We start from the raw sequence: 11,620 nt of genomic DNA on the forward strand, positions 1-11,620 counted from the left end.
CCCTTAATTAGAAGCCATTTTATCAGGATCCGTACTCATGATATCAAACAATTGAGTACCTTGAGGAATCTTATTTTTAAAGGGTACGACAACTGAACCAGCTTTTATCAGTCCTGCCCCTTTTTCTGGATTGACAAGGTATTTTTCGAGTTCTTTTGACAAGCCTAAGAGTTGAACCAGTTCTTCTCGGTCATTTTTTGCTTGCTTGAGGAGAATCATAAATTCACTATTTGCAATAATCCGTCTACCATTTGGATCTAACAATAAGGTTTCGACGTTTTGAGTTATCCCAGTCGGACTAGCTCCATATTTTCTGACACGACTCCACAATTTAAAGAAGAAATCACTGGCATATTTATCTAATAAGAGAAGCTGCATTTCATCAAAATAAATCCAGGTCTTCTTCCCTAATTTTTGGTTCCGAACAACACGATTCCATATCTGATCAAACACTACCATAAGAGCGATTTGTTTCAGCTCATCTCCTAACTTCTTAACGTTATAAATCAAGAAATTAGATCCTGTCTGAATATTGGTCTTATGAGAAAAAATATCAAGAGAGCCTTCAACATACAGTTCCATATCAAGTGCCAAATTCTGCGCTTCTTCTTCTGGTTGTTGACTCAAGACAAAGACCCATTCTTCCAAAGAAGGCTCTTTAAATGACTGATAGGTGAGTCTCGTAACTCGGTCGATAATCGATTTTTCTCTTCCATCCATTTTTCTATCCAATAACTTGCCGATAAAGGATAAAAGAAATTCTGATTTTACCTTTACAGGATCTTCATCCATATTTTCCTCAGACAAGTCAAGGACATTGAGATAGGTTTGGGAATCTGGCGCAATATCAATCATTTCTCCACCAAAAGCCCGTCCAATGACACTGTATTCTGCTTCTGGATCCACGATGATAATTTCGGTATTTTCACCAGATTCCTTGATTTTGGTCGTGATAATTTCATGCTTGGTTGCCATCCCTTTCCCAGCTCCAGATGTTCCTAAAATCAGACCAGACGGTGTATTTAATAGGCTGCGATCAATAGTAATAATATTGCTTGAGATTTGATTGATACCGTAATATTTCCCACTGCGGTCTTGTAAGTCTACTGAAGTCCAAGGTGAGTTCACTGCTACATTAGATGTTAATAAACTCCGTGATACTCCCTCTAAAAAATCACAACCAAATGGCAGCAAACTATTAAAGGCTGCTTCTTGCATATAGGGAAGTTTATCAATTATTAGGTCATTTGAGCCGGCCACTTGTTGGATCGTGTCTAGGGCTTGTTTGAGTTCTTCTTCATCCTGACCAAAAACACCAATCAAAAAGACTGTTTGAAATAGTTTATCTCCTGTCTCTGTCATGGTTTTTAAGAGTTCCTCAGCTTCATCGATATTGCTTTCTAATACATGGCCTACTTTTTCCAAATAGATACCTGTACGAGCAAGTTTTTGTTGTTCCCCAATCTTTTGGGATTCCATCAAGGTTTTCTTCGTTCGTAGTTTCTTCATGGCATCTGCCTTGGTCGAACTTTGAGCATGGAGGCTCACAATCAATTCCAAATCTCCTTGCATGAGGTCTCGAATAAACTGATCACCTAATTCCATGCCGTAGTCTCTCACATAGACAATCTGCAATAAGCGGTCATTGATTTGTAGGTAATTTTTGTTTTTAAAATCTAAGAGATTAGGTGCTATGAAGTGACGAGTTGTCTGACCAGATCTCGTTAAATCACGGTAAGAAAAAGGAAGATGGTGTTCTCCTCTAAGCATATCCGCCAACAAGTTCACCCGTTCTTCACCAGCCAAGGATTCAAAACGTGCATCAATTTCTGAAAAACCACTCTTGAAATATTCGCCTATTTGAGACAAGGAACGATAGGCTTGTTTGGGATTAGAATCCTTTCTACCAAAGCTAATCAGTTTCACAGCTGAAAAATTATTTTCACCACTGTCTAAATTCTGATTCATCATCCGATTCAATTCTTTACGATAGGTATCATATCCATCTTCTTTTTCCTCATACAAAACACTTTGTCTAAACTTTTCTAAATTCAATCTTTTATTAAAGATAGTCAATTGGAAGTTGGTTTGGTCATCTAGGGAGTTAATCAAATCAGAATACTTCTCAATGATTGCGCCCTTATCTTCTAAACCAACGGTCTGGTAATTGACATCACCAAGTAAATAGCTTTGTGAGAAATAATCTTCTTTTACCTGCATCAGACCATTTTGATACAGGGCTTGATAGGCAAGCGTATTAGCCGTAGAGGGTAACACTTCCTCTTTTTTCCCTTTAACTTCTTTCTTTTTATTAGTCATTGAAGTTTTTTGTTTCTTTAATGTATTTGATTTTCTTTTCATATTCAGATCCTTTCTTTCCTGTAATTGTGCGTAGGGGAACCGTTAGTTCAAAATGAAGACGGTATTTCAAATAATGTTCAAAATATAAATCATTGGGTTTATAGACTCCAAAAAGCATGAGGGGGATGGTAAAAGCAAACACAAAACCGTAAACAAACCAATCTCCAAATTGCCAGAAAAAGAGATTCAAGCCCAAAACAATAATTGTGACAATAAAGGCTGGTAAAACAAAGATGATTTGTCTTGTGGTGAAACCTATCCAAGCCCTGTGTTGGTATTTTGAGATGTCTTTAAAGACACGTGTATTCATGACTTTCCTTTCTAAAAAGGCTAAGAAGCAATCACTTCCTAGCCTTTATCTAATTACATACCTAAGATTGAGCGAGCCGTACGTTGAGAACCAACGAGGGCAATAATCAGTAAGATAGCTTGTATTAAACTACCAAACATAATCGCAAGTGATTGCAGGACTCCTGCACCATTTGAAACAGCTATTTTCCCAGCAGATTCAAACAAAGGAACAAGAGAAACAATCAGAAAAATAAGAACCCCTTGTACCGCATAGACCATAATATTTTTTAAATAGCCAATACCAATAGACTTCCACTCATCACTTAAAAATGTTGGAATCGTAAGAGGGGCAAATGGAATCATAAGGTAGAGTTGAATAAATCGAATAGATACCAAAAGATTGACCATGGCTGCACTTACTATCCGAACTAGCCAAATTAGGAGGGCGAAAAAGCCCACAATCATCCGGCCAATAAATCCTGACCCTTTTAATCCAGAAATGGTATCATACTTTGCCCCACCGTGAGCCACAATCGAAGCCACTTGTTCAATGGCGTGACTCGCAATCCCGATGATAGCCTCTACAATAACGGTAGTATTGGTAATTACAACTGCGACCATAATGTAACTAATCAACATCGGCGCCAATGCTTCAAAGGTCATCGCTCCTCCTGAGTTAGCAATCTTCTTTGCCATCTTCGAAAATTCTAGGATGAGAACAACTGATAAAATCGCAACTCCGAGAGGTTGCATGACACTTTTAGTAATACTAGACATGTAAGTCCATACTGTTGGATTGTAGCTAGATAGAGATTTAATCAGATCTACCGTAGATTGTAAATCTACATTAAATCCTTCAAATAAATTTTCAGCTGATATTTTTTCAGATGCAAGGTAAACAAAGGGAGAGACTAAACTAAGATTCATGTCATTGTTTATCCTCCTAAATTGAAATTTGAGTTACAAAGGCTCCAGCAGCCCCTACCATAACACCACCGACAATTTCCAGAATGGCATTCCGAACACCTGGTCCACCATCTTTAATATTGGTTGCAAGGTTGACAATCCCCACAACAACGAGAAAGGCACCAACTGCAATCAATCCCTTCTGTAACAAAGACATAGCTTGTGCAAACATGGCACTTGCGTCTACTCCATAAACAAAACCTTTAAAATGCGTAATCATCTATTTCCTCTTTTCTATTTTTATTTTAAACTAGATTCAAAAGTTAAATCACGAATTCTAAGGCCTTCAAGATGATTTTCTTGTCTTTGATTCAAAGGATTGATTTGATAGTTCCACCACCGTTCATCTGTTTCTTGATTGGCTAGGTACTTCCAGTTTGGATGCTTGATAGAATTGTATTTTTTGCTTTTAAAGACTGGCATATTAGCAATTCTAACCAAGCATTCATGCCGTTTCATATTTCCGACTTCATCAGGTGTCATTAAATCACGAGCAATCTTTTGATGAGAAAGGGATCCTGAACCTGTCTGGCCAAAGGAACGACTAGTATTTCGAACATCAATGGTTTGTTTACCGAGTAAGCCACTCATAAATTTAAAGGTATCTTCATCATTACCACCTAAGTAGACTAAGCTATCACAGTTCCCCAAAATGGTTTTCCAAGCTTCTTTTTCTTTATAGAGCCCTTGAAGTTGGGCAATATTTTGAAGAATAGGAACGAGACTCATATTTCGAGAACGGACTGTTGAGGTTTGTTCAGCAAAATCTGGAATTTCTCCGATATTTGCGAACTCATCTAAGTAAACTCTCACATGAAGAGGCAATTGACCCTTAAAATCAATATCTGCTTGTCTTGTTAGGGTTTGAAATACGGTTGAAAAAAAGAGGGCTGAAAGAAAGCGAAAGGTACTATCGTTATCTGGGATAACTAAGTAAACCATTGATTTTTCCTTGCCCCATGTCTTCATATCAAGGGTATCTCTTTTGGTCAAGTCCATGACACTTTGAATATTGAAGAGGGCAAATTTAGCAGTGGTTACAGCTATAACAGAATCCAGAGTCTTATCCTTATAATTTTGAAAATCTGCCCAATTTCGCATGGTAAAATTTTCAGTCCCATACTTTTTAGCATAATTTTCAAATAGAATTTCTAAGACACTTTTTTCCTGGTTTTCACCCTTAGATAAGTGTTTAATGAGTTTTGAGATTTCAGCAAAACTTGGATAACGACCTCGTTTTTTTCGCTCTTCCACTTCTTTTTTTTGACGTTTCAACAAGTTTTGATATTCCTTTTGACTTAAACGACTTTCTTCTATGAGCTGTTCTCTTGTTTTAGGTGGATTATAGAAATCGACTAAGTAAGAGGCTAAAGCTCGAACCAAAGTCATAGAAGCTTCATCCCAAAATGGATCACTTCGGGAGCCAGAGCCTTTGGTGTTATTAAAATAAACAGTCAGCATGCGATTCAAATCGTTTTCTGTTTCTATATAGCGAAAAGGATTAAAGCCATCTGAGTTCTTCATATTGACTAAATCTAACACCTTTACTTGGTAGCCATGTTCTAAAAAGAGTTTGCCTGTTTTCTCGGCCAAGTGATCTTTAGGATCCACTACAATATTAGAACTATTCATCTGAATCAGATTGGGTTTCACAAAGCGAAATGTCTTCCCACTTCCTGAACCTCCAATCACCGCAATATTCTTATTTCTATCATATTGGGGTGGTTTTTTATCTAATAATGTCAAACGAACATCTTGTGCTAAGATCGTATCATGAGAAAATTCCTTACCGTAAAAGAGCTTCTTTTCTTTTAGAGTTCCAAAACGGGCGCTCCCGTATTCTACCCCTTCTCGGTATTGTTTTTTACCAGTCTCTAGATAGAGATAAACCAGTAACATCATCACAAAACCTAGTAGAAAAAAAGCACTTGATTTTCCAGTAAAAGAAACATTCCATGGCGACTGAAGAACTTCATCTTGACCTTCCATCAGAAGATGAGTCCATTTATCTAAGGTATTTCCAGTATAGGAATCATACAAAAGCGTCAAACGATGAAAAAGATAGCCTAGTAAGATACCTAACAGTGAGAATAGTAGGAATTTTTTTCCACTGTACATCATCTCACCATCTCTTTCTGTTTGACGGCTCCTTCTTGTCTAAAGGTAATTTGGGATTTAGCTTCATCAATAGCATCATCTAATGACTTATCCATGGTAAAATCAGCTAATTTCTCCGGATCATTAACCATTTTTTCTAAAAGATGGTCTAAATGATTGTCTAAAATCGAACGGTCTTTCGCGTAGAAATGTAGAGAATCCCCTTGCCAAGCGATGGCTAAAGGAATCTCTTCTTTTTCTAAAAAAGCTTTAAATTTCTCTATATCAATTGGTTTGTCTAAAAAATCTTTTTTCAGATTAATCGTATCAATCGCATAGGGAGATTGTAGCAATTCTTCTAATTTCTGCACTCCTATCTTATAGGCGGAATCCTGTGCTAAAGCCTGACGTCTAGACCATTCTAGAATCTTTAAAAGACTTTTTACAGTAAATAAAAGACTACGCTCTGCATATTGAACTGCCATTCGTTCCTGTTGTTCAGAGGACATCTGATGCCTCCTTCTTCACAAATAGCAGCTTTCCTTCTTTATAACGATAAGCTATCAATTTCTGACGTTGCTTAATCGACTTGACAACCTTCAGTAGATCTCTCGAATAAGGTTCTCGAAGAGTGACTTCTACTGCCTTCCCATCAACGATACCAACACGTTTAAATTCAATGTAGTCTTTTTTGAGATGTCCTAAGCCCATACCAAAAGGAAAGTGATGAATCAATTGGATGGTACAACCACCTTTATTTCCCATTTGTTTCAAATCATACAAGTTTACTACCTTCATGATTAACTCCTTTATCTAGTTTGTCGCATCGTTTAAGTCTGGTAACGATAAACTCCGTGTCTGTTAGAAAATTCTCACACACGTCTTGTGCCAGTTGCCCTTCACAGGGAAATACTCTCAGTCCCTACTTACACAGGCACGCTAATCAAGACGGAGTGGATTCAATTTTCAAAGAACAGGTAGCTTTATTATAGAGAAGAGTAGTTGAAATTTTTATCACATTTTTTATTTTTCTGTAGAGCTAAATTCATACTAAACAAAGATTTTGAAATAAAAGACTAACATTGTTACATAACGTTAGCATTTCATTTCCCTAAAATAAGCTAATTTTGTCTAAAAAATAGCATAAAAATCTAGTTATCCGCATAAAAACTGGACTTATCACACTTTATCAAGGTCAAAACCACTCAATTTACTACTAATTTACTACTTATGAATGAGCTTTGATACGACGATTTATCCTTGAAAAGTGAAGATATAAAGATACTTCCAATAAAATTTGAATATTTAATAGGTAGACACTTCAAAAAATGAGGTGTCTATTTTTTTACCCGATTTTGAAAGGAAGTGAACTTATGAAAACAAAAAATCAAGAATCAAAAGGTCGTTCCCCACTCTTTAAGACCATCAAACATTCATTCAGCCAATAAAAAAGAAAGGATAGGTAAAAATATGGAACTTAAATTTGTGATTCCCAACATGGAAAAAACATTCGGCAATTTAGAATTTGCTGGCGAGGATAAAGTCGTTCAGCGAAGAATCAACGGACGGCTAACTGTCTTATCAAGAAGCTATAATCTCTATTCTGATGTTCAAAGAGCAGATGATATTGTGGTGGTGCTTCCTGCTGAAGCTGGCGAAAAACATTTCGGCTTTGAGGAACGTGTGAAGTTAGTCAATCCACGTATTACCGCAGAGGGCTACAAAATCGGCACTCGTGGTTTTACAAATTACCTTTTACATGCTGACGACATGATAAAAGAATAAAGAAAGAGAGGAAAAATGATGAGATTAGCAAATGGCATTGTATTAGATAAAGACACGACTTTTGGAGAATTGAAATTCTCTGCTCTACGTCGTGAAGTGAGAATCCAAAATGAAGACGGGTCGGTTTCAGATGAAATCAAGGAACGTACCTATGACTTAAAATCCAAAGGACAAGGACGCATGATTCAAGTAAGTATTCCTGCCAGCGTGCCTTTGAAAGAGTTTGATTATAACGCACGGGTGGAACTTATCAATCCCATTGCGGACACCGTTGCTACTGCCACCTATCAAGGAGCAGATGTTGACTGGTATATCAAGGCAGACGATATTGTGCTGACAAAGGATTCTAGTTCATTCAAAGCTCAACCACAAGCAAAGAAAGAACCGACACAAGACAAATAGTCGCTAGGTAGAAAGGAGACTTTTTCGCATGAAACAGCGTGGTAAAAGGATTCGCCCATCTGGTAAAGATTTAGTCTTTCATTTTACGATAGCGTCACTCCTGCCTGTTTTCCTGCTGGTTGTCGGACTGTTTCATGTGAAGACAATCCAGCAGATCAACTGGCAGGATTTTAACCTATCACAAGCAGATAAGATTGACATTCCCTATTTAATTATCAGTTTCAGTGTCGCAATTCTTATCTGCTTGCTGGTAGCGTTTGTATTCAAACGGGTTCGCTATGATACGGTTAAACAACTTTACCACCGTCAAAAACTGGCAAAGATGATACTTGAAAACAAGTGGTATGAATCTGAACAGGTCAAAACAGAGGGTTTCTTTAAAGATAGTGCTGGTCGTACAAAGGAAAAGATAACCTACTTCCCTAAAATGTATTATCGACTTAAAAATGGCTTGATACAGATACGGGTGGAAATCACGCTGGGAAAATATCAAGACCAACTCTTACACTTGGAAAAGAAATTAGAGAGTGGCTTGTACTGTGAGCTGACGGATAAAGAGTTAAAGGATTCCTATGTGGAATATACTTTGCTCTATGACACCATAGCCAGTCGTATTTCTATTGATGAAGTAGAAGCTAAAGATGGTAAACTTCGCTTAATGAAAAACGTATGGTGGGAATATGATAAGCTCCCTCATATGTTGATTGCTGGTGGTACAGGTGGCGGTAAAACTTACTTTATACTGACACTGATTGAAGCCTTGCTTCATACAGATTCAAAACTGTATATTCTTGACCCGAAAAATGCTGACCTTGCGGACTTAGGTTCTGTGATGGCAAATGTCTACTATAGAAAAGAAGACTTGCTTTCTTGCATTGAAACATTCTATGAAGAAATGATGAAACGTAGTGAGGAAATGAAGCAGATGAAGAACTATAAGACTGGCAAAAATTATGCTTACTTAGGTCTCCCGGCACACTTCTTAATCTTTGATGAATACGTCGCTTTCATGGAAATGCTGGGAACAAAAGAAAACACCGCAGTTATGAATAAGCTGAAACAGATTGTCATGTTAGGTCGTCAAGCTGGCTTCTTTCTAATACTGGCTTGTCAACGTCCAGACGCAAAGTATTTCTCGGACGGTATCAGAGATAACTTCAATTTCCGTGTGGGACTTGGGCGTATCAGTGAATTAGGTTACGGTATGCTGTTCGGTTCAGATGTGAAAAAGCAGTTTTTTCAGAAGCGTATCAAGGGGCGTGGCTATTGTGATGTGGGAACAAGCGTCATAAGTGAATTTTACACGCCTTTAGTCCCAAAAGGACATGATTTTTTGCAGACTATCGGCTCTCTTGCACAAGCAAGGCAGGACGGGACGGCGACGTGCGAAGCGAAAGGCGACGGCACGGACTAGCCGTTGCTGGTGTGGCGTTAGCCACGCCAGCAGGTAAAACCCCTCGGTATCTAACAGGGGGGTACAAATCGACAGGAAACAGTCAAAAAAACATTAGAAAATCCTTTGGTTACAAGGGATTTACAAAATTTCAGCGTATGTCAAATGGGCTTTAAAAGTTGACATACGCCTTTTTGATTGGAGGGATTTTTACTGAATGAACAAACTTGGTTACAGCATTTAAAAGAAAAACGCTTGGCTTATGGACTATCTCAAAACCGTTTAGCTGTTGCGACTGGTATTACAAGGCAGTATCTAAGCGATATTGAAACAGGAAAAGTCAAGCCATCAGAGGATTTACAGCAGTCCCTTTGGGAAGCTCTGGAACGCTTCAATCCCGACGCTCCCCTTGAAATGCTGTTTGATTATGTAAGGATTCGCTTTCCGACAACAGACGTACAGCAGGTGGTCGAAAACATCTTACAACTGAAACTGTCCTATTTTCTTCATGAGGACTATGGTTTCTATTCTTATTCAGAGCATTATGCTTTAGGCGACATATTCGTCCTTTGCTCCCATGAACTGGACAAAGGAGTTCTGGTGGAATTGAAAGGTCGTGGGTGCAGACAATTTGAAAGCTATCTTCTGGCACAACAAAGAAGCTGGTATGAGTTCTTTATGGACGTTTTGGTGGCTGGCGGTGTGATGAAACGCCTTGACCTTGCCATTAACGATAAGACAGGGATTTTGAATATCCCTGTACTCACTGAAAAGTGCCAACAGGAAGAATGTATCTCCGTCTTCCGCAGTTTTAAAAGCTATCGCAGTGGCGAACTGGTACGCAAAGAGGAAAAGGAATGTATGGGAAACACCCTCTATATCGGTTCATTACAAAGTGAAGTTTATTTCTGTATCTATGAAAAGGACTACGAGCAGTACAAGAAAAATGATATTCCCATTGAAGACGCAGAAGTAAAAAACCGTTTTGAGATTCGATTGAAAAATGAGCGTGCCTATTATGCAGTCCGTGATTTACTCGTCTATGACAATCCAGAGCATACCGCCTTTAAAATTATCAATCGGTATATCCGTTTTGTAGATAAAGACGATTCCAAACCTCGTTCTGATTGGAAACTGAATGAAGAATGGGCTTGGTTTATTGGGAACAATCGTGAACGATTAAAACTAACCACAAAACCAGAGCCTTACTCCTTCCAAAGGACGCTGAACTGGCTATCTCATCAAGTTGCCCCGACCTTAAAGGTTGCGATTAAACTTGATGAAATCAACCAGACGCAGGTTGTAAAAGACATTCTCGACCATGCGAAACTGACAGACCGACACAAGCAGATTTTGAAGCAACAGTCAGTAAAAGAACAGGACGTGATAACAACAAAAAAATAACTCAAATACAAATTCATTGAATATAGAGAGGAGAACATTTTTATGAATTTTGGACAAAACCTTTATAACTGGTTTCTATCAAACGCTCAATCACTGGTGCTTTTAGCAATCGTTGTGATTGGCTTGTATCTTGGCTTCAAGCGTGAGTTTAGCAAACTGATTGGCTTTTTAATTATTGCGATTATTGCGGTTGGCTTAGTCTTCAACGCTGCTGGAGTAAAAGACATTTTACTAGAGCTATTCAATCGCATTATTGGTGCTTAAATAAAACCGTTCTTTTGTGGAATATAAGTGGTTTTCTTATGTTCCGCAAAGGAATGGTACACCAAACGAAGTGCGGTAGGGATTTTTGAATCTCTACAAAGAAAGGACGTGAATATATGGACGATATGCAAGTCTATATTGCGAATTTAGGCAAATACAATGAGGGCGAATTGGTCGGTGCGTGGTTTACCTTTCCCATTGACTTTGAGGAAGTCAAAGAGAAAATCGGCTTGAATGATGAATATGAGGAATACGCCATTCATGACTACGAGTTACCCTTTACGGTTGACGAATACACTTCCATTGGCGAACTCAATCGACTATGGGAAATGGTATCGGAATTACCCGAAGAATTACAATCGGAGCTATCTGCTCTGCTCACTCATTTTTCAAGCATTGAAGAACTAAGCGAACATCAAGAGGATATTATCATTCATTCCGATTGTGATGATATGTATGACGTGGCACGCTACTACATTGAAGAAACGGGTGCTTTAGGCGAAGTACCAGCTAGTCTTCAAAACTATATTGATTATCAAGCCTATGGTCGGGATTTAGACCTTTCAGGAACGTTTATCTCAACCAATCATGGGATTTTTGAAATCGTCTATTAAATCTGTCGGTACATTACTACTGGCAGATTTTCTATTTTACGGG

At 38.2% G+C, this 11,620-nt stretch carries 13 protein-coding genes; 6 read left to right on the top strand and 7 right to left on the bottom strand.

All coding sequences use genetic code 11. The features are described from left to right. Window positions 1-3 precede the first annotated feature (3 nt). From N8M16_RS01240 to N8M16_RS01270, 7 genes are read right to left on the bottom strand one after another with little or no spacing between them, the layout of a single operon-like run. Window positions 4-2,361: a VirB4-like conjugal transfer ATPase, CD1110 family gene (locus N8M16_RS01240; RefSeq protein WP_261069517.1), complete on the bottom strand. Its 2,358-nt coding sequence runs from the start codon at window positions 2,359-2,361 to the stop codon at window positions 4-6. Then, window positions 2,312-2,671 carry a PrgI family protein gene (locus N8M16_RS01245; RefSeq protein ID WP_125450891.1) on the bottom strand — a complete coding sequence of 120 codons (360 nt, stop codon included), beginning with the start codon at window positions 2,669-2,671 and terminating at the stop codon, window positions 2,312-2,314. Before N8M16_RS01245 ends, N8M16_RS01240 begins: the two co-directional genes overlap by 50 nt. 53 nt (window positions 2,672-2,724) lie before the next feature. Next, complete coding sequence (locus tag N8M16_RS01250; RefSeq protein ID WP_001054256.1) at window positions 2,725-3,579, bottom strand: VirB6/TrbL-like conjugal transfer protein, CD1112 family; 855 nt, start codon at window positions 3,577-3,579, stop codon at window positions 2,725-2,727. Window positions 3,580-3,595: 16 nt separating this feature from the next. Next, window positions 3,596-3,838 carry a hypothetical protein gene (locus tag N8M16_RS01255; RefSeq protein WP_000627865.1) on the bottom strand — a complete coding sequence of 81 codons (243 nt, stop codon included), beginning with the start codon at window positions 3,836-3,838 and terminating at the stop codon, window positions 3,596-3,598. 20 nt (window positions 3,839-3,858) lie between these two features. Then, a complete protein-coding gene (locus tag N8M16_RS01260) occupies window positions 3,859-5,736 on the bottom strand; it encodes a VirD4-like conjugal transfer protein, CD1115 family (RefSeq protein ID WP_261069583.1) in 1,878 nt (625 codons plus the stop codon). Further along, a complete protein-coding gene (locus tag N8M16_RS01265; protein ID WP_000093672.1) occupies window positions 5,736-6,224 on the bottom strand; it encodes a hypothetical protein in 489 nt (162 codons plus the stop codon). The genes N8M16_RS01260 and N8M16_RS01265 overlap by 1 nt, the downstream gene beginning before the upstream one ends. Further along, entirely contained in the window at window positions 6,214-6,513 is a 300-nt protein-coding gene (locus N8M16_RS01270) for a hypothetical protein (protein WP_000869760.1), read from the bottom strand. The genes N8M16_RS01265 and N8M16_RS01270 overlap by 11 nt, the downstream gene beginning before the upstream one ends. Before the next feature lie 672 nt (window positions 6,514-7,185). Between N8M16_RS01270 and N8M16_RS01275 the strand changes: the two genes are divergently transcribed. The 6 genes from N8M16_RS01275 to N8M16_RS01305 all read left to right on the top strand — a co-directional run bounded on the left by N8M16_RS01275 (window position 7,186) and on the right by N8M16_RS01305 (window position 11,577). Beyond that, entirely contained in the window at window positions 7,186-7,500 is a 315-nt protein-coding gene (locus N8M16_RS01275; protein ID WP_000420682.1) for a YdcP family protein, read from the top strand. 15 nt (window positions 7,501-7,515) lie between these two features. Continuing rightward, window positions 7,516-7,902 carry a YdcP family protein gene (locus N8M16_RS01280; protein WP_000985015.1) on the top strand — a complete coding sequence of 129 codons (387 nt, stop codon included), beginning with the start codon at window positions 7,516-7,518 and terminating at the stop codon, window positions 7,900-7,902. A 28-nt stretch (window positions 7,903-7,930) separates the two neighbouring features. Further along, on the top strand, window positions 7,931-9,316 hold the full coding sequence (locus tag N8M16_RS01285) for an FtsK/SpoIIIE domain-containing protein (RefSeq protein ID WP_261069518.1): 1,386 nt from the start codon (window positions 7,931-7,933) through the stop codon (window positions 9,314-9,316). Window positions 9,317-9,493: 177 nt separating this feature from the next. Further along, window positions 9,494-10,699, top strand: coding sequence for a MobT family relaxase (gene mobT / locus N8M16_RS01295; protein WP_000398284.1), 1,206 nt, complete (start codon window positions 9,494-9,496; stop codon window positions 10,697-10,699). A 42-nt stretch (window positions 10,700-10,741) separates the two neighbouring features. Continuing rightward, window positions 10,742-10,963, top strand: coding sequence for a hypothetical protein (locus tag N8M16_RS01300; protein ID WP_001009056.1), 222 nt, complete (start codon window positions 10,742-10,744; stop codon window positions 10,961-10,963). 116 nt (window positions 10,964-11,079) lie between these two features. Then, window positions 11,080-11,577 carry an antirestriction protein ArdA gene (locus tag N8M16_RS01305; RefSeq protein ID WP_000342539.1) on the top strand — a complete coding sequence of 166 codons (498 nt, stop codon included), beginning with the start codon at window positions 11,080-11,082 and terminating at the stop codon, window positions 11,575-11,577. The last annotated feature ends 43 nt before the right edge of the window (window positions 11,578-11,620 follow it).

This window comes from Streptococcus mitis (assembly GCF_946188375.1).
Taxonomy (GTDB): domain Bacteria; phylum Bacillota; class Bacilli; order Lactobacillales; family Streptococcaceae; genus Streptococcus; species Streptococcus mitis_CX.

Coding starts and splice junctions, on each gene's coding strand:
- N8M16_RS01305 (WP_000342539.1), top strand. CDS start 11,080: ATGGACGATATGCAAGTCTATATTGCGAATTTAGGCAAATACAATGAG.
- N8M16_RS01275 (WP_000420682.1), top strand. CDS start 7,186: ATGGAACTTAAATTTGTGATTCCCAACATGGAAAAAACATTCGGCAAT.
- N8M16_RS01300 (WP_001009056.1), top strand. CDS start 10,742: ATGAATTTTGGACAAAACCTTTATAACTGGTTTCTATCAAACGCTCAA.
- N8M16_RS01260 (WP_261069583.1), bottom strand. CDS start 5,736: ATGTACAGTGGAAAAAAATTCCTACTATTCTCACTGTTAGGTATCTTA.
- N8M16_RS01255 (WP_000627865.1), bottom strand. CDS start 3,838: ATGATTACGCATTTTAAAGGTTTTGTTTATGGAGTAGACGCAAGTGCC.
- N8M16_RS01280 (WP_000985015.1), top strand. CDS start 7,516: ATGATGAGATTAGCAAATGGCATTGTATTAGATAAAGACACGACTTTT.
- N8M16_RS01285 (WP_261069518.1), top strand. CDS start 7,931: ATGAAACAGCGTGGTAAAAGGATTCGCCCATCTGGTAAAGATTTAGTC.
- N8M16_RS01250 (WP_001054256.1), bottom strand. CDS start 3,579: ATGAATCTTAGTTTAGTCTCTCCCTTTGTTTACCTTGCATCTGAAAAA.
- N8M16_RS01245 (WP_125450891.1), bottom strand. CDS start 2,671: ATGAATACACGTGTCTTTAAAGACATCTCAAAATACCAACACAGGGCT.
- N8M16_RS01270 (WP_000869760.1), bottom strand. CDS start 6,513: ATGAAGGTAGTAAACTTGTATGATTTGAAACAAATGGGAAATAAAGGT.
- N8M16_RS01240 (WP_261069517.1), bottom strand. CDS start 2,361: ATGAAAAGAAAATCAAATACATTAAAGAAACAAAAAACTTCAATGACT.
- N8M16_RS01265 (WP_000093672.1), bottom strand. CDS start 6,224: ATGTCCTCTGAACAACAGGAACGAATGGCAGTTCAATATGCAGAGCGT.